The organism is Enterococcus sp. E4-150 (assembly GCF_035726465.1).
Taxonomy (GTDB): Bacteria; Bacillota; Bacilli; order Lactobacillales; family Enterococcaceae; genus Enterococcus_B; species Enterococcus_B faecium.
Map to the genome: position 1 here is coordinate 1 of NZ_JAPRGK010000012.1, position 21698 is coordinate 21698.

Genomic DNA, 21698 nt, shown 5'->3' on the forward strand with positions numbered 1-21698 from the left:
CGGTGAGTGATCACCGTACCGGTTCGATTCCGGTCCTCGGCATTTCAAATATGCGCCCATAGCTCAACTGGATAGAGTGTTTGACTACGGATCAAAAGGTTAGGGGTTCGACTCCTCTTGGGCGCGTTAATTAAACGGGAAGTAGCTCAGCTTGGTAGAGCACTTGGTTTGGGACCAAGGGGTCGCAGGTTCGAATCCTGTCTTCCCGATAATTATAAATTTAAACACGGGGCCTTAGCTCAGCTGGGAGAGCGCCTGCTTTGCACGCAGGAGGTCAGCGGTTCGATCCCGCTAGGCTCCATTTCATTTAAATAATGAATATCTTTTTCGCGGTGTAGCTCAGCTGGCTAGAGCGTCCGGTTCATACCCGGGAGGTCGGGGGTTCGATCCCCTCCGCCGCGATTTTTAAGAGCCTGGACCTTTAGCTCAGTTGGTTAGAGCAGACGGCTCATAACCGTCCGGTCGTAGGTTCGAGTCCTACAAGGTCCATTGTGGCGTTGTAAGTTTCATATGGAGGATTACCCAAGTCCGGCTGAAGGGAACGGTCTTGAAAACCGTCAGGCGGGTAAAACCGTGCAAGGGTTCGAATCCCTTATCCTCCTTTTTCATATTATCGCGGGATGGAGCAGTCTGGTAGCTCGTCGGGCTCATAACCCGAAGGTCGTAGGTTCAAATCCTGCTCCCGCAATTAAAAACTAAAAACACTGGTTCCGTGGTGTAGGGGTTAACATGCCTGCCTGTCACGCAGGAGATCGCGGGTTCGATTCCCGTCGGAACCGCCATGCGGGTGTAGTTTAGTGGTAAAACCACAGCCTTCCAAGCTGTTGTCGCGAGTTCGATTCTCGTCACCCGCTTTTAGTTTTTATGGGCCTATAGCTCAGCTGGTTAGAGCGCACGCCTGATAAGCGTGAGGTCGATGGTTCGAGTCCATTTAGGCCCATTAGTACAAAATCTTATTGGTTTTGGGGAAGTACTCAAGTGGCTGAAGAGGCGCCCCTGCTAAGGGTGTAGGTCGGGAAACCGGCGCGAGGGTTCAAATCCCTCCTTCTCCGTTTCAATATTTTGTTTTACCTGGCCCGTTGGTCAAGCGGTTAAGACACCGCCCTTTCACGGCGGTAACACGGGTTCGAATCCCGTACGGGTCATTAATTTAATATAGTTTTACATGGAGGATTACCCAAGTCCGGCTGAAGGGAACGGTCTTGAAAACCGTCAGGCGGGTAAAACCGTGCAAGGGTTCGAATCCCTTATCCTCCTTTTTCATATTATCGCGGGATGGAGCAGTCTGGTAGCTCGTCGGGCTCATAACCCGAAGGTCGTAGGTTCAAATCCTGCTCCCGCAATTAAAAACTAAAAACATTGGTTCCGTGGTGTAGGGGTTAACATGCCTGCCTGTCACGCAGGAGATCGCGGGTTCGATTCCCGTCGGAACCGTTTGGCTCGGTAGCTCAGTTGGTAGAGCAATGGATTGAAGCTCCATGTGTCGGCAGTTCGATTCTGTCCCGCGCCATTATGCGGGTGTAGTTTAGTGGTAAAACCACAGCCTTCCAAGCTGTTGTCGCGAGTTCGATTCTCGTCACCCGCTTTTAGTTTTTATGGGCCTATAGCTCAGCTGGTTAGAGCGCACGCCTGATAAGCGTGAGGTCGATGGTTCGAGTCCATTTAGGCCCATTTATTTTATTGGCCCGTTGGTCAAGCGGTTAAGACACCGCCCTTTCACGGCGGTAACACGGGTTCGAATCCCGTACGGGTCATGAAAGATACTTTTTGAGTATCTTTTTCTTTTTATCTGAAAGAATGATTTTAAAAAGCTTAGCAGAGTTATCTTTATGGATGATTGTGCTAAGCTTTTTTGGACAGTTCTAATGTAAAATATTTTTATATTTTTTAAGCAAAAAAATGAAAAAATACGAGCAGAAAACTGTTTTATCTGCTATACTTGGTTCGTTGCAAGTTCCCGAAAGGATCCGCAGGACGGAGATGCCTTGTAACCGAATTTAACTAGGGGGAATCATTATAATGGTAGAAAGACACTTATTTACATCAGAATCTGTTTCTGAAGGACATCCAGATAAAATTGCTGACCAAATCAGTGATGCAATCTTGGATGCAATTTTAAAACAAGATCCAACAGCACGAGTAGCGTGTGAAACGTCTGTAACAACTGGTCTTGTTTTAGTATTTGGAGAAATATCTACGACGGCATATGTAGATATTCAAAAAGTCGTACGGGAAACAATAAAAGAAATTGGTTATACACGTGCAAAATTCGGATTTGATGGAGATACAGCAGCTGTATTGGTTGCGATTGATGAACAATCTCCTGATATTGCTCAAGGAGTTGATGAAGCACTTGAGATCCGGGATGAAGATAAAAAAGACGTATTAGATGAGATTGGTGCTGGCGACCAAGGTTTAATGTTTGGGTTTGCTGTAGATGAAACACCAGAATTGATGCCTTTACCAATTGCTTTGAGTCATCGTCTGGTACGCCGCTTGGCAGATTTGCGTAAATCAAATGAATTAACGTATTTACGTCCAGATGCAAAATCTCAAGTAACGGTTGAATATGATGATCAAGGACAACCGGAACGCGTAGATACAATCGTTATTTCAACACAGCATGATGATGCAGTAGATAATGAAACAATTCGTCATGATGTCATCGAAAAAGTAGTGAAGGAAGTTATTCCAGCTGAATTATTAGATGATCAAACGAAATATTATATCAATCCGACTGGCCGATTTGTCATTGGTGGTCCTCAAGGGGATGCCGGATTAACAGGAAGAAAAATCATTGTTGATACGTATGGCGGTTATGCTCGTCATGGTGGCGGTGCTTTTTCTGGTAAAGATGCGACAAAAGTTGACCGTTCTGCCAGCTATGCTGCACGTTATATTGCTAAAAACATTGTTGCAGCAGGGCTTGCTCGCAAAGCAGAAGTACAGCTAGCTTATGCGATTGGTGTTGCTCAACCTGTTTCGATCTCAATCAATACTTTCGGTACTGGAACGGTTCCGGAAGAAGAACTGATTGCTGCAGTGAGAGAAAACTTCGATCTTCGGCCAGCAGGAATCATCGAGATGCTTGATTTGCGTCGTCCGATTTACAAACAAACAGCTGCTTACGGTCATTTTGGTCGTACAGATGTAGATTTGCCTTGGGAACATACGGACAAAGTAGATGCGTTGAAAGCAAGTTTAGCAAAATAAGTTATATTCAGCTGGAACGATCGCCAAGTGGTGGTTGTTCCAGCTTTTTTTATGGCAGTTAACCTCTTGAAAAAGATAGTAATTATTTATCTATTTTTAGATCCTGTCATAATGAAAGGGAGGAATAAGATGAAAAAAGAAACAAATGTTACTTTGGTCACAGTGAGTATTTTCATTGCAACGTTCATGACGGCTATTGAAGGTACAATCGTAACAACCGCTATGCCAACGATTGTCGGTTCATTACATGGAATGGAAATCATGAACTGGGTATTTTCGATTTATTTACTGACAAACGCTATGCTTACTCCGATTTACGGAAAACTTGCGGATAAAGTGGGACGGAAACCAATCTTTATTTTTGGGACATTATTGTTTATTATCGGTTCGTTATTTTGCGGTTTATCTCAAAGCATGATTGGGTTGATTGCTGCTCGTGCGATTCAAGGGATGGGTGCTGGGGCAATGATGCCAGTAGCTTTGACGATCATCGGCGATCTTTATTCTATTGAAAAGCGAGCAAAAGTTTTAGGTTTGAATAGTTCAGCCTGGGGGATTGCCAGTGTTTTTGGACCGCTTGCGGGAGGATTCATCGTTGAAACGATCAGCTGGCACTGGATCTTTTTTATCAATGTGCCGATCGGTATTCTATTAATTATTTTGATTTGGCTATATTTAAATGAACCAAAAATCATGCATGAGTCTAAACCAATGGATATTTTTGGTAGTTTTAGTTTGATGGCTATGCTGGTCTCATTGCTGTTAGGGTTCCAATTATTAGGAGACGAGGGAATGAGTCCGCTTGTTTCTGCTTTGTTGCTAGGCAGTATCGTACTGTTGGGTGTTTTTATTTTTGCTGAAAAAAGAGCTAAAGATCCTGTCATCATGATGCATTTATTCAAAAATCCACTATTTGTTGTGGTCAACTTGGCTGCAGCATTGGCTAGTGGTTTTTTGATGGGAATCGATGTTTATATTCCTATGTGGATGCAAGGTGTATTAGGACTGAATGCAGCAATTGGTGGGTTGGTATTAGCACCATTATCACTAGTCTGGATGGTCGGTTCTTTCCTTGCAAGCAAGTGGATGACTCAAATGAAAACTCATTGGGTTTTGAGAATTGGACTACTAATCGCAGCTATTGGGGGCGCTTGGTTGTATCTTATGCCTTTCAGAAGTAACTATTTATGGTTTTTTGCTATATCAACGGTCATCGGTATAGGCTTAGGTGTGACCATGACTACCTCGACTGTCAGTGCACAAAATAGTGTATCTCGTGACCAGCTTGGTGTAGCAACTTCTTTTAATACGTTAGTTCGAACAATTGGTCAAACAGTCATGGTTTCTATTTTTGGTTTATTGATAAATGGGGTAACTAAACGAGAACTTGCAGCAGCAAATTTAACAAATGATGCAGATATCATGAATAAACTGGTGAATCCACAAACGGCTAAATATATTGATGCGGATATTTTGTTACCATTAAGAAAAATTCTTTATGATGGGTTACATTCCGTTTATCTAGTTGGCTTGTTACTCGTGATCATTGCTTTGGTCTTAACGCTTTTCGTTCATGAAAAAAGTGGTAAAATAAAACAGTAGTTTCGGTTAAGATATGTACGTAGCCGAATCATTCAAATTTAAAGTTATTCAAAAATAACTTCTTACTAAGGAAGGCGAAAATATGGCATTTATTCAAGCAAATATTTATTCGAATGTGTTAGAAATGGAAGTCAATCTAAATGTGATACTACCGCAAACAACAAAAAAGGTGATTGGCACCAGTTCAGAGCAAGAGACAACGGATATACCTGTTTTATATTTACTTCATGGAATGGGTGGCAATCATAGTGTATGGGAAAGACGTACGTCGATTGAACGTTATGTAGCAGACTACGGATTAGCTGTCATCATGCCATCTACTGATCTTGGCTGGTACACAGATACAGTTTATGACATGAAGTATTGGACATTCATTGCAGAAGAGCTACCTGAGATTTGTCATGAATTATTCCCGCAATTAACAAGAAAAAGAGAAAAAACATATGCCGCTGGATTATCGATGGGCGGATATGGCGCGTTAAAACTAGGCCTTGCAAAATCAGAAAATTTCGCAGCAGTAATCTCTCTTTCAGGCGCTGTTTCTGTAGGAAATCGAATGGATGATCTTTTGATGGTTCGTAAAGCAGCTTTTTGGGAAGGGATCTTTGGACCATTGGATCAAATCGAAGGTTCAAAAAATGATCCGCAATACTTATTGAAAGAACTAGTAAAAAGCGGAAAACCAGTTCCAAGATTTTATATGGCTTGTGGGGAATCTGATTTTCTTTATCAGGCAAATCAGGAAATGGTATCTGCTATGCAGGAACAAGGCTTGGCGGTCACCTTTGAACAAGGACCTGGCGATCATAACTGGATCTTCTGGGACCAATGGATTCAACGTGCATTGGCGTGGCTAATGGAAGAAAAATAAAAAAAGAGTCTTAAAAAGATAGCTCCTATAGAGATCACAAACATAGTGATCTCTATAGGAGCTTTTTTACTGCTCGTTTTCTCTTCTTTTATTTTGTTGGCATAAGCCTTCAATATAGGTTTGTGCACTCGTTAGAAAGAGTGCTTTTTCATTCAATTCTGCATGGGACTGCATACTTTCTTTAAATCCCTCTAATTGATTTTCAACTACATAATTACGCATAAATAGAACTGTTTCTTTCAAAAATTCATTTCCGTCCATAATCTTTTGTCGAAGCTGCTGTTCATGCTGCTGATCCATTAACTGTCCAATCAATAAATTGTGGAGAGAGGCAATGGCCTGATGACTTTGGGTGACTGAAAATCCTTCACGAACAAGTAATTGGATCATTTGCTCCAAATGTTCTAATCGACTCGGAAAAGCGGGCACAGTATTGATTTCTAATTCTGCCCCACAAGGGAAACGTGTGTAAAGGTCATAGTAATTTTCCATATACTGCAGCAACTGTTCATTCCAAGGCAAAGTTGGATCTGGAAGCGCTAATTCATCTTCCATTGTTTCAGCCATTTTCTGCAAGAGCTGTTGTTTGTTTTTGAAATACCAATATAAAGCAGGTGCTTGAACATGAATTCTGTTTGCGATGTTTCGCATGGAAAGCTGCGAAAGAGCTTGTGTTTCAGCCAGGATATCAAAGGCGGCCTGAATGATGATTGCTTGAGAAAGCTTTATTTCCATTTTATCAACCTCGTGTATTGCATTATCTTTTTAAACATGGTAAATTGTTAGTCGGTCTAATTTTACAGTGTTAAATTAGTCCTGTCAATTTAAACAAAGGGGTGTAATCAACGAATGAAATTAATCTTACGACATGCGAAAAAATATAAAGTAGCTGTTTTTATTTCCTTGCTGTCCGTAGCAGTCATGGTTGCAGCAGCATTATGGCAACCTAAGTTACTACAGCAAGTATTGGAAGCTATTATTACAGAAGATAATGATGAAATGAAAACAATTGGTATTTACCTGATCAGTCTGGCTTTGCTAGGATTAGCCGCAGGTGTAACGAACACGATTTTCTCTGCAAAAGTAGCTCAAGGCGTAAGTGCAGATATCCGAGAAGAAGCATTTCGAAAGATCCAGACATTTTCATTTGGAAATATCGAACAGTTCTCTGCTGGAAATCTTGTTGTTCGTCTAACAAATGATATCACGCAAATCCAAAATTTAGTGATGATTTCTTTGCAATCACTTTTTCGAATTCCATTCTTATTTATTGGTGCCTTCATTTTAGCTATGATCACGATGCCGCAATTATGGTGGATCATCGTAGCGCTTATCGTTACGGTATTTCTGATTACGGCACTTTCATTTACAAGGATGGGCAAGCACTTCATGATCATTCAAAAACTGATTGATCGTGTGAATAGCATTGCAAAAGAAAATTTACTAGGGATTCGTGTAGTGAAATCTTTTGTACAAGAAGAAAACCAATTGAAGTCATTCAGCAAAGTAAGTGAGGACTTAACAAAACACAACATCATAGTCGGTACATTATTTTCTGTGATGATCCCGTCCTTCATGCTGGCTGCCAATTTGGCTGTGGTTGGGGCGATCTTTTTTGTGAGCGATCTTGTTAAAGATGATCCTACGTTAATTGGTGGAATTGCTTCATTCATGAACTACTTGATGCAGATTATGATGGCAATCATTATTGGCGGAATGATGATGATGATGACTTCAAGAGCAGCGGTATCGCTGAAGCGGATCACGGAAATTTTAGATGCTGAACCAGATCTTACTTATTTAGACGTTCCAGAACAAGAGTTGACAGGTTCTGTTACTTTTGACCATGTTTCTTTTCGTTATCCTGGTGAGGATACAGATACGCTTAAAGATATCAGCTTTTCTATCAAACCTGGAGAAATGGTCGGGATCGTCGGGGCGACTGGTGCCGGGAAGTCAACACTAGCACAATTGATCCCTCGTCTATTTGATCCGACAGAAGGCAAAGTTGAAGTAGGTGGTGTAGATCTTCGTCAAGTAAATGAAAAGAGTTTAAGACAAACGGTTTCCTTTGTTTTGCAAAAAGCAATTTTATTCTCAGGAACGATTGCTCAAAACTTGCGTCAAGGGAAAAAGAATGCAACAGAAAAAGAGATGGAACATGCTTCTTCTATTGCTCAAGCAAAAGAATTCATCGAAAAGTTATCTGATCGTTATGAAGCACCAGTAGAAGAACGTAGCAGTAACTTTTCTGGTGGTCAAAAGCAACGTTTATCCATTACTCGTGGCGTTATCGGTAATCCAAAGATCTTGATCCTAGATGACAGTACGAGTGCACTGGATGCTCGCTCTGAAAAGCTGGTCCGAGAAGCACTCGATCGAGATTTGAAGGGAACAACGACGATTGTCATCGCACAAAAAATTGCTTCTGTTGTCAAAGCAGACCGCATCTTAGTATTGGATGAAGGCAGATTAGTCGGCGAAGGAACCCATGAGGAATTGGTAGCTGGAAACCGTGTCTATCAGGAAATCTTTGAAACTCAAAAAGGAACGGAGGAGTAAGTATGACTGATCTAATAAAAGCAAGTAAATTTTTCTATCACTATTTGAAGCGGTACAAACTCTCCTTTTTCTTTATCTTTATCACAGTGATCATTGCTACCTATCTACAAGTAAAGGCACCTCAATACATCGGGGAAGCTTTTCAAGAATTAGCTAATTACGTAGGAGGCTTGATGCAAGGCGTAGACGATAAAAGCAAATTTGTTTCTGTAATATGGAAACTCTTGCTGTTTTATGTACTAGCTAGTGCAGCCAACTTTATCTATAGTATTTTGTTCACACAAGTAGTAGGGAAGTCAACGAACCGAATGCGTATCGGTCTATTCAACAAATTGGAAAAATTGACGATCCGTTTCTTTGATTCTCATCAAGACGGTGAAATTTTAAGTCGTTTTACCAGTGACTTAGATAATATTCAAAATAGTTTGAACCAAGCTTTGCTTCAAGTCATCACGAATGCTGTTTTACTTGTCGGGATCTTGATCATGATGTTCCGCCAAAATGTAGAGTTAGCTTGGGCTACAATTGCTTCCACTCCAGTAGCCGTTTTGATAGCTGTCTTGATTATCCGCAAAGCACGGAAATATGTGGATCTTCAGCAAGATGAAGTGGGGAAACTAAATGGTTATATGGATGAAAAAATCAGCGGACAACGTGTCATCATCACAAATGGCTTACAAGAAGAAACGATTGAAGGATTCTTAGAGCATAATCAAAGTGTTCGCGAAGCAACCTTCAAAGGACAAGCTTATTCTGGTCTACTATTTCCGATGATGCAAGGAATGTCACTGGTCAATACAGCGATAGTTATCTTTTTCGGCGGCTGGTTAGCATTAAATGGTGATTTGGAACGTTCGGTGGCATTAGGCTTAGTTGTGACATTCGTCCAGTATTCACAACAATATTACCAACCACTGATGCAGATTTCATCTGGATACAGCATGATCCAATTAGCGATTACAGGGGCAAGACGATTGAATGAAATGTTTGATGAAAAAGATGAAGTCAAACCAGAAAACGGTAAAGCATTTGATGGTGTTGAAAAAGGTCTTGCGTTGCAGCACGTAGATTTTGGTTATTCTCCAGAAAAACTAGTCTTGAAAGATGTCTCGATCAATGTGGACAAAGGAGAAATGGTTGCTCTTGTTGGTCCAACAGGATCGGGGAAAACGACGATCATGAATCTGCTAAACCGTTTTTACGATGTCAATGATGGTTCAGTAGTCATCGATGGAATAGATATCCGAGATTATGATCTTGATGCATTACGTAGACATGTAGGAATCGTTTTGCAAGAATCTGTATTGTTCTCCGGAACGATCAAAGACAATATCACATTCGGCAAACCGGGCGCTTCAGATGAAGAAGTCATCAATGCAGCAAAACAAGCGAATATTCATGACTTCATCATGACGTTAGAAAAAGGTTATGATACAGAGATATCCGAAGAAAATAACTTATTCAGTACCGGTCAAAAGCAGTTGATCAGTATTGCTCGAACGATCATCACAAATCCATCTTTATTGATTTTGGATGAAGCAACAAGTAATGTAGACACGGTAACAGAAGCAAGGATCCAAAAAGCAATGGATGAAGCAATCAAAGGAAGAACCAGCTTTGTGATTGCTCACCGGCTGAAAACAATCTTGAATGCAGATAGAATCGTTGTCTTGCGTGATGGGGAAGTCATTGAAGAAGGCAGTCATCACGAGTTATTAGCAGAAAATGGATTTTATGCGGAACTTTATCATAATCAATTTGTATTTGAATAAAGAGGTTGTGAAAAAGCTGTCCTGCATCAAGTAATAAGAACAGCCAATCAAAAACAGCTTCTCATGTTTTTGATTTAGTTGGACTTATTACCGCAGATATAAGCTTTTGAGCACCGTGAATAAAGAGATTGTGAAATCAACGCTCTAACCTGAGTATTAGAGAAAAAAACGCAAAACATATCATTTATGTTTTGCGTTTTTTATTTATCTTTTTTTCTCAATACAATATAAAATAGGCGGCTGGTTCTTTTGGTTGATAAACCGATAATTCAGCACATTGTATGTTTCCTGTGGCAGTTTGGAACAAAAAGAATCAACCATATCCAGTTCTTTTTCTCCACCTTCATGACCATAGTAGACGACAAGGATCAATCTTCCGCGAGGCACAAGTCGTTTCAATATTTCTTCCATAGCTGTGCGTGTAGTCTCTGGCATAGTGATGATTGCTTTATCACTTTTTGGGAGATACCCTAGATTGAAAATCCCTGCTTTGAGATTTTGTTGTTCAGCTATCACTTCTCCTAACGTTTCGTGGCCTTGTAGAAACAATGAGACACGTTCTTCTAACTGACGCTGTTCTAGCCTTTCACGAGTAGCATCGATTGCTTGTTGCTGGATATCGAAACTATAGACATGACCAGTTTTTCCGATGTGTTCTGCTAGAAAAACCGTATCGTGGCCATTGCCCATCGTTGCATCTACGACGTGATCCCCTGGTTGCAAGATTTCTTGCAGTAATGTATGGCTGAAATGCAAAGCAGTTTGCAACATCAGACGCTCACCTTTTTCCGTACATCATATTTTCCTTGGAAGCTATCTCTGCGAAGAAGTTCTTCATCAATTGCATTCAAGACTTCCCATTTTTTCAAGCTCCACATTGGTCCAATCAAGGAATCCCACGGCGCATCCCCTGTCAAACGATGGATGATGATCTCTTTTGGTATCATTTCCAGCTGGTCGCAAATGACATTGACATAGTCAGGACGGCTCATTAATTGAAGGCGACCTTCATGATAGTCCCGCAACATTCTCGTTTTGCGCATCAGATGCATCAAATGGAGCTTGATTCCTTGGATATCTGAATCTAAAATGGTGCGTCTGACATTTTCTTTCATCATTTCTAAACTTTCGCCTGGTAATCCGTTGATCAAATGCGTACAAACACGGATATTATGTTTGCGTAATTTAGCCACGCCATCTAAATAAGTTTGATAATCATGTGCTCGGTTGATCAGTTTTGAAGTTTCTTCAAAAGTTGTTTGCAATCCAAGTTCTACCCATAAATACATCCGCTCGTTCAGTTCAGCAAGGTAATCAACTACTTCATCTGGCAGACAATCCGGTCGTGTACCGACTGATAATCCTACGACACCTGGTAAATTGACTACTTGCTCAAATCGTTCTTTGATTATTTCAACTGGCGCATGGGTGTTTGTAAAATTTTGGAAATAAACGATGTATTGTTGGACATGAGGCCATTTTTGATGCATCATGTCGATTTCTTTCTGGAATTGGATTGGAAGAGGGTCTTCAGGTGCAACGATCATGTCACCCGAACCAGATACACTGCAAAAAGTACATCCGCCATGGGCAACAGTCCCATCTCGATTCGGGCAGTCGAACCCTCCATCGATAGGCACCTTGAAAATTTTCCCGCCAAACTCATTTCGTAAAGCGTAATTCCAAGAATGATATCTTTTATTTCCTTCTGAATAAGGAAAAGTCATTAAAAGTCCTTCTTTCTGTAAGAGTTATCTATTTGTTTTCTTTTTTCTCTATACACTGGATAAGTCAGGCACAGCCAAGAAAGACTGAGTAAGTAGCCGCCGATGATATCAGTAGGAAAATGAACGCCCAGATAAATGCGGCTTATCCCGACACTTACTATAATAAACACCATCAGCAATTGAAGCAATGTGCGTAAGGTTCTTTTTTGAACAAAAGCTGGAAGCAGAAATAGTAAAGAACCGTAAAGAATCATACTGCCTGCTGCATGTCCACTAGGGAAACTGTAACTTGTTTCAACTACTAAGTGCGCCAATGAAGGACGCTCTCGCATGAAAAATAGTTTGATCACCGGGTTGATGATTCCAGCAATTACAATAAATCCAGAAACGAACCAAAATGTTTCTGCCCTTTTTTTCTTATACCACATCCATAAAGCCGCACAAGCAAATAAAATGATGACGGTAAGAGGATTACCGAATTTAGTCATAAAGAGTTGGTAGCTGTTCAGATCAGGATAAGAAGCTCTGACAATGCCTGTAAACCACTGATCGAAACCAGAAAGCCACGACAGATGGAACTTTACGATCCAGCCCAAAATGAAAAACAGGACAAGAAAGAAGCTACCAGCCACCTGAAATGATGTTTTATATTTCATACAATTCCTCCTTTGAAGCAATGACTTATTATAGCATTTTTGGTCCAGCGAAAAAAACGGTAAAGAGATAAAACCAATGTATGATTCCTCTGTGAATAACCAATATTCTTATAAAAAAATAACTGTAATCGGAAAGACATTTTTTGGTAATGCAAATGAAATGTTAGGGAAATAAAATCAGTGTTTTTCGAAATCCTTTTAAACAAGAACGTAGACGTAGGAAGAACTTGAAAATGAACAGAAGTTGTTCATTACGGTAAATTACAATATGATTACAAAAAACAACAAAGCTCTTAAATAACTTTTAATAAATATTAAGAGAAGTTATAATTATTAATAATAGATAAATTGAAGTTGGAGGATAGAAGATGGAAAACATTGCAAGAAAAGAACGGAGACGTTTAGAACAGACCAAACGTTTTCGAAAAGCAAAACGAGGGGCAGCAATCGTGGGAACTGCGATGGTAGGCTGTTCTGTCGCTGCCCCATTAGTACAGCCGGTTCCTGTTCAAGCGGATGAAACACCTGTTCAGTTCGGCGCAAGAATCAATACAGCGGCATTTATCACAGAAATTGCTACTTATGCTCAACCAATCGCTCAAGCCAACGATCTATATGCATCAGTGATGATCGCACAAGCAGTTGTAGAAAGCGGTTGGGGCAGTAGTGCGTTATCTCAAGCACCTTATTATAATCTTTTTGGGATAAAAGGCAGCTATCAAGGACAAACCGTCTACATGGATACGCTTGAATTTTTAAATAATCAATGGGTAAATAAAAAGGAGCCTTTCCGACAATATCCTTCTTTTGCTGAATCTTTCAATGACAATGCCTATGTACTTAGAAATACTTCATTTGGCAACGGTTATTACTATGCCGGTACTTGGAAGAGCAACACGAAATCCTATACAGATGCGACAGCTTGTTTGACAGGGCGTTATGCGACTGATCCTGGTTACGCAGGCAAATTAAATAATATCATCGCAACTTACGGATTGACCCAATATGATACACCAGCTAGCGGAAACGCAGGCGGTGGAGCGACTACAGGTGGCAATAATACTGGAAGTACAGGTAGTACTGGCGGTTCAAGCAATTCTGGTAATACAAACTCAGGTTCAGCAACTTCGACCACTTATACTGTCCAATCTGGTGATTCTGTTTGGGGAATCTCAAATAAATTCGGTATCACAATGGATCAATTGATCCAATGGAACAACATCCAAAACAATTTCATTTATCCAGGACAAAAACTGACAATCAAAGGTAGCCAGGAAAATGGCTCTTCGACGAATAATTCCGGTAACAATACCAATTCTTCAGGAAATGCTGGTACATCAAACGGAGGACAAACAACTGGTGCGAAATACACTGTTCAATCTGGTGATTCTGTTTGGAAGATCTCAAATGATCACGGAATTACGATGGCTCAATTGATTGAATGGAACAATATCAAGAACAATTTCGTTTATCCAGGACAACAGCTAATCGTATCAAATGGCGGTTCTTCTAATGCTGGAGCAAATACTGGCTCAAATACTGGGAATACAAGTGGCTCTAGTTCGTCCAGCTCAAGTTCTTCTAATACAGCTTCAGGAACGAAATATACAGTTAAAGCCGGAGACTCTGTTTGGAGCGTCTCAAATAAATACGGAATTACGATGGCTCAGCTAATCCAATGGAACAATATCCAAAATAACTTTATCTACCCAGGACAACAACTGACTGTTTCAAACAGTGGATCAACAAACAGCACGTCAGGTAATACAGGTTCGTCAACCAATACAAATAACAGCAGTTCAGTTAATACTGGCAGCAGTTCGTCTCAAGGCACTTATACCGTGAAAGCAGGTGAATCTGTTTGGAGCGTGGCAAATAAAAACGGCATCACGATGGATCAGTTAATCGAATGGAATAATATCAAAAACAACTTCATTTATCCAGGACAGCAATTGATCGTTAAAGGTGGAACTTCGGCAAATACAAATACAGGTTCAACTACTTCTGCAGCGAAACCAAATACACCGAATACGTCTGCTACGACAAGTACATCATCCACTGGTAATACGATGTATACCGTGAAAGCGGGCGAGTCAGTTTGGAGCGTAGCGAACAAACATCATATCACGATGGATCAGTTAATCGAATGGAATAATATCAAAAATAATTTCATCTATCCAGGACAGCAAGTGATTGTGAAGAAAGGTTCATCTCAATCAACAAACCAACAATCAGTTACTGGTTCGAAAACCTATACTGTGAAATCTGGAGAATCTGTTTGGAGTGTTGCTGACAGTCATGGAATTACAATGGCTCAACTAATCGAATGGAACAATATTAAGAACAACTTTATTTATCCAGGTCAAACGTTGATTGTAGCTAAATAAAATAGCTGTTCGAAGAAATAACGATTGAATTCCACAAAAATATTTGTTACTATAAGGCTACTTAAATATGACAACACTTGAAAAGGAAGTAGTAAAAAGACTGAAGTTTCAGAGAGCGCATGGCTGGTGAGAATGTGTACGGATGCTTTTGAACTCGCCTTTGAGTTGCCCTTGCTGAATACCCGAGTAAGCAAGCGGCGGTGACGGCCGTTACAACGTTCGAGGCCTTTTCACTAAGGTAAAATTAGGTGGTACCGCGTAGATTACGTCCTATAAAAAGAGCAATCTTTTTATAGGATTTTTTTATTTCTTTTGTGAAGTTTGAGAAACCAAAGCAAAAGGAAATAAAAATAAACAGATTCTGCCGGTTTTTTCGTTATATTTATAATAGAAACAAGTGTTTTCAATAGAACAGGAGGACAGCAAATGAGTTACAATCATAAAGAAATTGAGAAAAAATGGCAAAAATACTGGGCAAAAACGAATACTTTCAACACCCATGATGATCCTGAAAAGCCAAAATTTTACGCACTGGATATGTTTCCCTATCCATCCGGTCAAGGGCTACATGTAGGGCATCCTGAAGGTTATACGGCAACGGATATCCTTTCACGTGTGAAAAGAAGTCAAGGATACAACGTACTGCATCCAATGGGGTGGGATGCATTCGGTCTGCCTGCTGAACAATATGCGCTAGATACAGGAAACGATCCGGCTGAGTTTACCCAAAAAAATATCGAAACATTCCGACGCCAAATCAATTCTTTAGGATTTAGTTATGACTGGAATCGCGAAGTGAATACAACTGATCCAGAGTATTATAAATGGACACAATGGATCTTTACGAAGCTTTATGAAAAAGGTCTAGCTTATGAAGCAGAAGTAGCGGTAAACTGGGTACCTGAATTAGGAACAGTTATTTCAAATGAAGAAGTGATCGATGGGAAAAGTGAACGTGGTGGCTATGATGTAGTCAGAAAACCAATGCGCCAATGGATGCTGAAAATCACTGCTTATGCTGATCGCTTATTGGATGATCTAGAATTAGTTGACTGGCCAGAAAGCATTAAAGAAATGCAAAGAAATTGGATCGGTCGTTCAGTAGGAGCAAATATTGAATTTAAAGTGGCTGGTACGGATAAATCCTATACCGTATTTACGACACGACCAGATACTCTATTCGGTGCAACTTACTCGGTTCTTGCACCTGAACTAGATCTTGTTAGAGAAATTACGACCCCTGAACAAAAAGCTGCTGTAGAAGCTTATATCGAAGAGACAGCTAAAAAATCAGATCTAAAGAGAACGGATCTTGCAAAAGAAAAAACAGGAGTATTTACTGGTGCTTATGCAATCAATCCAGTTAATGGCAAGGAAATCCCAATCTGGATCGCCGATTATGTATTATCTTCATACGGCACAGGAGCCATCATGGCTGTTCCGGCACATGATGAACGTGACTTTGAATTCGCTCAAACTTTCGGACTAGAAATTCTTCCAGTTATCGAAGGTGGAGATGTTGAAAAAGCTGCTTACACAGAAGATGGTACGCACATCAACTCTGAATTTCTAGACGGCATGAACAAACAAGAAGCAATCGATAAAATGAATGAATGGCTAGAAGAAAATGGCGTAGGGAAAAAAGAAGTCAGCTATCGCTTACGTGACTGGCTATTCTCCCGTCAACGTTACTGGGGTGAACCAATCCCAATCATCCATTGGGAGGACGGAACAGTCACAGCTGTCCCAGAAGAAGAGCTACCATTACGGTTGCCTAAGACAAAAAACATCAAGCCAAGCGGTACTGGAGAATCTCCATTAGCAAATATCGAGGAGTGGGTCAATGTCGTTGATCCTGTAACAGGTAAAAAAGGCCGTCGCGAAACGAATACAATGCCACAATGGGCAGGAAGCTCATGGTATTACCTGCGTTATATCGACCCTCATAACAAAAAAGAACTAGCAGATTATGAAAAGTTGAAGCGTTGGCTACCAGTTGACATCTACATTGGTGGAGCAGAACATGCGGTACTTCATTTACTATATGCACGATTCTGGCATAAATTCTTATACGATATCGGTGTTGTTCCTACAAAAGAACCATTCCAAAAACTATACAATCAAGGAATGATCTTAGGCGAAAACAACGAAAAAATGTCAAAATCTCGTGGTAATGTAGTCAATCCTGATGATGTGGTCGAAACTTACGGTGCAGATACACTGCGCATGTACGAAATGTTCATGGGGCCATTAGATGCTTCGATTGCTTGGAGCGAAAATGGCTTAGAAGGAAGCCGTAAATTCTTGGATCGTGTATGGCGTTTGATCGTTGATGAGAACAATAAAATGCGTGACCGTATCACTACATTGAATGATGGCAAGCTTGATAAAGTGTATCATCAAACAGTGAAAAAAGTGACAGAAGACTATGAAAATCTTCATTTCAATACAGCAATCTCCCAATTGATGGTCTTTATCAATGAAGCCTATAAAGTGGACGCTCTGCCTTATGAATATATCGAAGGATTTGTTCAACTACTCGCACCGATTGCTCCTCACATGGGTGAAGAACTATGGGCAATCCTTGGAAATGATGGTGGTATTTCTTACGCACCATGGCCAACATACGATGAAGCAGCACTTGTTGAAGACGAAGTAGAAGTTGTTTTCCAAGTAAACGGTAAAGTTCGTGCGAAAAGCAATGTTCCCCGAGACTTAGGAAAAGATGAGCTAGAAAAAGCAGCATTAGCCAATGAAATAGTGCAAGAATATATTGAAGGCAAAACAGTCAGAAAAGTTATTGCGGTACCAAATAAGTTAGTCAATATCGTTGCTAATTAATTGGCTCTTTGTCAATAAGGACTGATGAGTTGTGCAAAATCAAATCTGGGCCAGAATGAACTTCATTCTGTCTCAGATTTTTTGTTATTTCAAATTGATTAATTGATTGATCAAAAAGGTTTTGATTTTCATGTTCTCAAACACGTTCAATGTCTTTTTCTTCTGAATGGTCTTGTAAGAGATCTCTGTAATCATCAAATTTTTGTCTATTAATCTTAGTATTTTTTGATGTATACACTACCTGAAATTGAGAGTACATACCAAATTCATAAATTTTTTATTAGGGGGACTAGTGATTGTATGGATTTTGACGCATAATGAATGAAGTATGAGAAAAGGAGAGACAAATGGATCAAGAACTATTTATTATCGAAGTATTATCAGCTAAACAAAAAATTATCGAGAAAGCGAAAAAAAGAGCGAAAAGAATAATGTTCAAGCTTTTAAGCTTAGTATTTTTCTCTGGTTTGCTTTTTTTCGGAGCTGTATCGTTCCTATATCGCCATATGAGTGCAGTAGTCCGTTCAGCTGAAGGGATGCAAAAATTAAATAATTTGTATCACTTTTCGTGGGGAGTTGGCGGAATAACAATTGTTGTGCTTATTGTTTTTCTTCTACTTATTTGGCTCCGTTACCATCAATTGTCGCGTCATTTCGATCAATGGCTTAGTCAAAGAGCACAACAGTTTTTACATAATAAACCAACTTCTCAAGATGATGACTATCTTTATTTTGAGAAGACTTCGACGAGTCAAGCTTTTCGGATACAAAAAAGTGATTGCCAGTTATTGCTGAGATCACTTGATGATTTACCTGTCTACTTAGGCGAAAGCAAATCAAAATTCGGAATGAACACATTCCATATTTTTTTACTAGAAAACGAACCCAGATGGGAAAAAAGCCAGTCTTCGCCTGGTGGATACCTGACAACTAAGATGAGTACATTAGTCACTGGTTTTTTCCTCATTCTTTTAGCTGGAACAATCTATTATGGGAGATACACTCAGCCAAAAATGTCTTCTCATATAAATGCTGCTTCTCACATGACAATGAACTCAACTAACGATACGTATATACAAAAGACAAATGAAGGGTTGTTAGCTGATCCTAAGCAAAAGGTAAATTTGACAACACAAAAGATAAATGATCTCAAACTTGATACAGAGACGCACTCTCTCTATATGACAACAGATAGTGGTGCTAATTGGGTATTTGTGCCGATTGATTCGCAATGGTTGCGTTTTGGCGAATACACCCTGACAACGGGGCTGATTCCTGAAGGTTATTGGATGGACAACACATATGATATTTCCGCCGATTTCTCATGGTTTATCTATTCTTCTGGGGATGATGTACGTCTGCTGACTTCAAGAGATAATGGTAAAACATGGCAAACGTCTATTATCACCCAATCAGTTCAGCCGATACGTTATCGAAAAGCAGTATTTTATGGCAACGATGGTCTATTTATCTGTACATCAGCCAGTGGGATGTCTGCAGAAACTTTGTATATTTACACTACTATGGATGGCGGAATCACTTGGATAAAAAGTGGAAGTACAATGATCAATCAGCCAGTACAAATTGTCAGCTTCGTTACAACTTCTTTAGGTTTTGTTTCGACACGTGAAAGTTTGTTTTATACAAATAACGGAGGACGCTCATTCAAAGAATCAGTTCTGTCGATTCCGGAAAACTATCAGACAGGGGGGATAGATCTTTTTCAATCACCAAATGAAGTTACTCAAATAAGCGCGAATACGTTAGAGACAAAATTTTATTTGTTGAAAAAAGGACCAATCGATGCAGGGAAAATGTTTGCCTGCCTCTTCCGTTCAACTGATAACGGGGAAACATGGCAATTCGTTCAGCAACTATCGCAAGTAGAACAAGGAGATTAAAGAAGAGAGATTGTGAGCCTGACGTTCAGCTCCGAGTCACAAGAAACAAATTCAAAAAACAGCTTCTCATATTTGTTGAATAGTGTAACTCGTGATTCGGAGTTGACAAGAGCAACAAGAAGCGATTTTGAAGAATAGCTTCCCGTATTTTACAAGATCGTGTCTTATTGCCGATAGGTTGTCTCTTGAACACCGTTTATTCGTAAAAAGGGATTGTGACAAGTCTGTTGTCACTACTTACCGAACGAAACTGAAGGAGTTGTCCAAAAAGTATCATTAGTATTATTCTTTTTGTTTCTAGTGGCACCACTAGTACATTTAAAAAAGCTATCGATCATGGACTAATCATACATGATCGATAGCTTTTTAGATAATGTTTGTTACGCTATCTGAAATTGACTATTATAAAGACTGGCATAAAGCGTTGGTGATTGGAGTAGTTCAGAATGTGTTCCTTTTTCGACGATATCGCCATTCTTCATTACAAGGATCATGTCTGCATTTTCAATCGTTGACAATCGGTGTGCAATCACAAAACTTGTCCTATCTTTTGTCACAGCTTCCATTGCTTGCTGAATCAATGCTTCTGTTCGTGTATCTACGCTAGAAGTTGCTTCATCTAAAATAACGACAGGAGGATTCGCTAGAATGACTCGAGCAATTGTCAATAATTGTTGCTGTCCTTGAGATAACGTGCCGTTTTCGCTAGAAATGATCGTATCATATCCGTCTGGCAGTGTTCGAATAAAGTGATCACATTGTGCGATTTCAGCCGCTTCGATAATTTGTTCTCTTGTGGCATCCATTTTCCCGTAGGCGATATTATCAGCTACCGTTCCTTCAAACAGCCAGGTATTTTGTAAAACCATCCCAAAAGAACGACGTAGTTCTCCACGTGAAAGCTTGGTAATATCAAGACCGTCGAATTCGATCTTTCCTTTATTCAGTTCATAAAAACGCATCAGCAGATTGACTAAAGTCGTTTTTCCTGCACCAGTTGGACCAACGATCGCTACCGTTTGTTTTGGCTTTACTGAAAAATCGACTTGATTCATCAATATTTTATCTGATGTGTAACCAAACTGTACATTTTTGAAAGCTATTTTTCCTTTCGGTTGTTCTAAAAGTCTTGCATCTGGAAGGTCTGGAATTTCATCTGTTTCATCTAATATCTCAAATATCCTATCGATTGCTGCCATTGCGGATTGGATCGAGTTGATCACATAAGAAGCGGTAGAAATTGGTTCAGAAATCTGATTGATGTACTGAAGATAAGCTTGTAAGAAGCCGATCGTCACACCACCTGATAGAACAAGCATAGCACCGAATACCGCACTTATGATGAAGGCGAGTTGATTAATGAAACGAATGGCCGGATAGATAGCAAAGTTCATAAATTGAGCACGTTTAAAAGCGTTGTATTGCTTTTTATTTACTTCGTGTATAGCAGCTTCTGCATGAGCTTGCTGATTGAATGTTTTGACCACTAGATTACCAGCTAAGATTTCTTCCATTCGATTATTTAAAACACCCAGTTCATACTGATTCTGTTCAGAAATCTGTTTGTTTTTGTTCGCAATCTTAGTTGTAACAATTGAACTGCCAACGATCAGCAATAAGACGAGCAAAGTAAGCTTGCTTTCGATATAAAACAGCATCAGACCGGCAGCAGCTATTGTTACGACAGAAGTAAAAAATTGATTGATACCTGTCAATAACACTTGAGAAAGTTGATTGAGACCGGTAGTTGTCCGACTAATGATGTCACCTACTTGATGATTGTCAAAAAACGACATCGGTAATGTTTTGAATTTTTTTGTGATTTCTTTTCGCACCCTCAATGTGATCTTTTCGCTTAACGCTGCCATTGTCCGTTCCTGAATAAATGAAGTGATGCTGCTTAAGACTGAACAGCCGATCAGCAATAAGACAGGGAACAACAATGCTTGTTTGATATCACTGAAAGAAAGCTGTCCAATACCTGTTTTTCTTATTTCTGATAAGAGATCATCGATCCCGATTCCCATGATCAAGGGCATGGCTACGACTAATAGGTTCCCGAATAAACTGCATAGAAACAATCCGTAAAAATATTTATGTTCAGGTTTGATCATTTTCCAAAAACGTATCAAAGCACGCGTGTTCAACGTTTTTTTCTTTTCCATC

General features: G+C 39.9%; 13 protein-coding genes, 19 tRNA genes, 1 riboswitch and 1 other annotated feature. Of the genes, 27 read left to right on the top strand and 5 right to left on the bottom strand.

Going from position 1 to position 21698, the window contains the following annotated elements:
• Nucleotides 1–52 precede the first annotated feature (52 nt).
• The 22 genes from OZ002_RS10170 (at nt 53) to OZ002_RS10275 (ending at nt 5686) form a co-directional block, all read left to right on the top strand.
• Nucleotides 53–126: transfer RNA gene (locus tag OZ002_RS10170), tRNA-Arg, on the top strand.
• A 9-nt stretch (nt 127–135) separates the two neighbouring features.
• Nucleotides 136–209: transfer RNA gene (locus OZ002_RS10175), tRNA-Pro, on the top strand.
• 19 nt (nt 210–228) lie between these two features.
• A tRNA-Ala gene (locus OZ002_RS10180) sits at nt 229–301 on the top strand.
• 27 nt (nt 302–328) lie between these two features.
• A tRNA-Met gene (locus OZ002_RS10185) sits at nt 329–402 on the top strand.
• 13 nt (nt 403–415) lie between these two features.
• Nucleotides 416–489, top strand: a tRNA-Ile gene (locus tag OZ002_RS10190).
• A 23-nt stretch (nt 490–512) separates the two neighbouring features.
• Nucleotides 513–602 (top strand) — tRNA-Ser (locus OZ002_RS10195).
• 12 nt (nt 603–614) lie between these two features.
• Nucleotides 615–688: transfer RNA gene (locus OZ002_RS10200), tRNA-Met, on the top strand.
• Nucleotides 689–706: 18 nt separating this feature from the next.
• A tRNA-Asp gene (locus OZ002_RS10205) sits at nt 707–782 on the top strand.
• A gap of 1 nt (nt 783) precedes the next feature.
• Nucleotides 784–854, top strand: a tRNA-Gly gene (locus OZ002_RS10210).
• A gap of 12 nt (nt 855–866) precedes the next feature.
• A tRNA-Ile gene (locus OZ002_RS10215) sits at nt 867–940 on the top strand.
• Between the two features lie 24 nt (nt 941–964).
• A tRNA-Ser gene (locus OZ002_RS10220) sits at nt 965–1052 on the top strand.
• 21 nt (nt 1053–1073) lie between these two features.
• A tRNA-Glu gene (locus OZ002_RS10225) sits at nt 1074–1145 on the top strand.
• A gap of 22 nt (nt 1146–1167) precedes the next feature.
• Nucleotides 1168–1257: transfer RNA gene (locus tag OZ002_RS10230), tRNA-Ser, on the top strand.
• Nucleotides 1258–1269: 12 nt separating this feature from the next.
• Nucleotides 1270–1343, top strand: a tRNA-Met gene (locus tag OZ002_RS10235).
• An 18-nt stretch (nt 1344–1361) separates the two neighbouring features.
• A tRNA-Asp gene (locus OZ002_RS10240) sits at nt 1362–1434 on the top strand.
• Between the two features lie 3 nt (nt 1435–1437).
• Nucleotides 1438–1510, top strand: a tRNA-Phe gene (locus OZ002_RS10245).
• A 4-nt stretch (nt 1511–1514) separates the two neighbouring features.
• Nucleotides 1515–1585: transfer RNA gene (locus OZ002_RS10250), tRNA-Gly, on the top strand.
• A gap of 12 nt (nt 1586–1597) precedes the next feature.
• A tRNA-Ile gene (locus tag OZ002_RS10255) sits at nt 1598–1671 on the top strand.
• Between the two features lie 11 nt (nt 1672–1682).
• Nucleotides 1683–1754 (top strand) — tRNA-Glu (locus OZ002_RS10260).
• Between the two features lie 188 nt (nt 1755–1942).
• Nucleotides 1943–2022: riboswitch (SMK box riboswitch) on the top strand.
• Nucleotides 2020–3213, top strand: a complete 1194-nt coding sequence (metK, locus tag OZ002_RS10265; RefSeq protein ID WP_002289731.1) for a methionine adenosyltransferase — start codon at nt 2020–2022, stop codon at nt 3211–3213. (Overlaps the previous riboswitch by 3 nt.)
• 129 nt (nt 3214–3342) lie before the next feature.
• A complete protein-coding gene (locus OZ002_RS10270; protein WP_002307944.1) occupies nt 3343–4815 on the top strand; it encodes an MDR family MFS transporter in 1473 nt (490 codons plus the stop codon).
• 82 nt (nt 4816–4897) lie between these two features.
• Nucleotides 4898–5686 (top strand): alpha/beta hydrolase, encoded by a 789-nt coding sequence (locus OZ002_RS10275; RefSeq protein WP_002299077.1) that lies wholly within the window; start codon nt 4898–4900, stop codon nt 5684–5686.
• Between the two features lie 66 nt (nt 5687–5752).
• Here the strand turns inward: OZ002_RS10275 and OZ002_RS10280 are convergent, their stop codons facing one another.
• Nucleotides 5753–6421, bottom strand: coding sequence for a TetR family transcriptional regulator (locus tag OZ002_RS10280; RefSeq protein WP_002299075.1), 669 nt, complete (start codon nt 6419–6421; stop codon nt 5753–5755).
• 114 nt (nt 6422–6535) lie between these two features.
• On the opposite strand from OZ002_RS10280, the gene OZ002_RS10285 reads away from it, so the two are divergent.
• Both OZ002_RS10285 and OZ002_RS10290 read left to right on the top strand, forming a co-directional pair.
• Complete coding sequence (locus OZ002_RS10285) at nt 6536–8248, top strand: ABC transporter ATP-binding protein (protein WP_002325619.1); 1713 nt, start codon at nt 6536–6538, stop codon at nt 8246–8248.
• Between the two features lie 2 nt (nt 8249–8250).
• A complete protein-coding gene (locus OZ002_RS10290) occupies nt 8251–10020 on the top strand; it encodes an ABC transporter ATP-binding protein (RefSeq protein WP_156249358.1) in 1770 nt (589 codons plus the stop codon).
• A gap of 204 nt (nt 10021–10224) precedes the next feature.
• Here the strand turns inward: OZ002_RS10290 and OZ002_RS10295 are convergent, their stop codons facing one another.
• From OZ002_RS10295 to OZ002_RS10305, 3 genes are read right to left on the bottom strand one after another with little or no spacing between them, the layout of a single operon-like run.
• The gene (locus OZ002_RS10295; RefSeq protein WP_002285906.1) at nt 10225–10791 is read right to left on the bottom strand and encodes a class I SAM-dependent methyltransferase; all 567 of its coding nucleotides are present in this window, start codon (nt 10789–10791) and stop codon (nt 10225–10227) included.
• Nucleotides 10791–11747 carry a TIGR01212 family radical SAM protein gene (locus OZ002_RS10300; RefSeq protein WP_002285909.1) on the bottom strand — a complete coding sequence of 319 codons (957 nt, stop codon included), beginning with the start codon at nt 11745–11747 and terminating at the stop codon, nt 10791–10793. The genes OZ002_RS10295 and OZ002_RS10300 overlap by 1 nt, the downstream gene beginning before the upstream one ends.
• Complete coding sequence (locus OZ002_RS10305; protein ID WP_002297384.1) at nt 11747–12403, bottom strand: phosphatase PAP2 family protein; 657 nt, start codon at nt 12401–12403, stop codon at nt 11747–11749. The genes OZ002_RS10300 and OZ002_RS10305 overlap by 1 nt, the downstream gene beginning before the upstream one ends.
• Nucleotides 12404–12771: 368 nt before the next feature.
• On the opposite strand from OZ002_RS10305, the gene OZ002_RS10310 reads away from it, so the two are divergent.
• The 3 genes from OZ002_RS10310 (at nt 12772) to OZ002_RS10320 (ending at nt 19532) form a co-directional block, all read left to right on the top strand.
• Nucleotides 12772–14790 carry a LysM peptidoglycan-binding domain-containing protein gene (locus OZ002_RS10310; protein ID WP_002307949.1) on the top strand — a complete coding sequence of 673 codons (2019 nt, stop codon included), beginning with the start codon at nt 12772–12774 and terminating at the stop codon, nt 14788–14790.
• Nucleotides 14791–14859: 69 nt separating this feature from the next.
• Nucleotides 14860–15066, top strand: a binding site (T-box leader).
• Between the two features lie 150 nt (nt 15067–15216).
• Nucleotides 15217–17631 (top strand): leucine--tRNA ligase, encoded by a 2415-nt coding sequence (leuS, locus tag OZ002_RS10315; RefSeq protein WP_002285916.1) that lies wholly within the window; start codon nt 15217–15219, stop codon nt 17629–17631.
• 347 nt (nt 17632–17978) lie between these two features.
• Complete coding sequence (locus OZ002_RS10320; RefSeq protein ID WP_325083254.1) at nt 17979–19532, top strand: WD40/YVTN/BNR-like repeat-containing protein; 1554 nt, start codon at nt 17979–17981, stop codon at nt 19530–19532.
• Between the two features lie 380 nt (nt 19533–19912).
• Here the strand turns inward: OZ002_RS10320 and OZ002_RS10325 are convergent, their stop codons facing one another.
• The gene (locus tag OZ002_RS10325; RefSeq protein WP_002285918.1) at nt 19913–21697 is read right to left on the bottom strand and encodes an ABC transporter ATP-binding protein; all 1785 of its coding nucleotides are present in this window, start codon (nt 21695–21697) and stop codon (nt 19913–19915) included.
• Nucleotide 21698 lies beyond the last annotated feature (1 nt).

Excerpts from the sequence above, each read along its gene's own strand:
- OZ002_RS10290 (WP_156249358.1), top strand. The coding sequence starts at position 8,251 with ATGACTGATCTAATAAAAGCAAGTAAATTTTTCTATCACTATTTGAAG.
- OZ002_RS10275 (WP_002299077.1), top strand. The coding sequence starts at position 4,898 with ATGGCATTTATTCAAGCAAATATTTATTCGAATGTGTTAGAAATGGAA.
- OZ002_RS10285 (WP_002325619.1), top strand. The coding sequence starts at position 6,536 with ATGAAATTAATCTTACGACATGCGAAAAAATATAAAGTAGCTGTTTTT.
- OZ002_RS10295 (WP_002285906.1), bottom strand. The coding sequence starts at position 10,791 with ATGTTGCAAACTGCTTTGCATTTCAGCCATACATTACTGCAAGAAATC.
- OZ002_RS10320 (WP_325083254.1), top strand. The coding sequence starts at position 17,979 with ATGGATCAAGAACTATTTATTATCGAAGTATTATCAGCTAAACAAAAA.
- OZ002_RS10280 (WP_002299075.1), bottom strand. The coding sequence starts at position 6,421 with ATGGAAATAAAGCTTTCTCAAGCAATCATCATTCAGGCCGCCTTTGAT.
- OZ002_RS10300 (WP_002285909.1), bottom strand. The coding sequence starts at position 11,747 with ATGACTTTTCCTTATTCAGAAGGAAATAAAAGATATCATTCTTGGAAT.
- OZ002_RS10310 (WP_002307949.1), top strand. The coding sequence starts at position 12,772 with ATGGAAAACATTGCAAGAAAAGAACGGAGACGTTTAGAACAGACCAAA.
- OZ002_RS10305 (WP_002297384.1), bottom strand. The coding sequence starts at position 12,403 with ATGAAATATAAAACATCATTTCAGGTGGCTGGTAGCTTCTTTCTTGTC.
- OZ002_RS10270 (WP_002307944.1), top strand. The coding sequence starts at position 3,343 with ATGAAAAAAGAAACAAATGTTACTTTGGTCACAGTGAGTATTTTCATT.
- metK (WP_002289731.1), top strand. The coding sequence starts at position 2,020 with ATGGTAGAAAGACACTTATTTACATCAGAATCTGTTTCTGAAGGACAT.
- OZ002_RS10325 (WP_002285918.1), bottom strand. The coding sequence starts at position 21,697 with ATGGAAAAGAAAAAAACGTTGAACACGCGTGCTTTGATACGTTTTTGG.
- leuS (WP_002285916.1), top strand. The coding sequence starts at position 15,217 with ATGAGTTACAATCATAAAGAAATTGAGAAAAAATGGCAAAAATACTGG.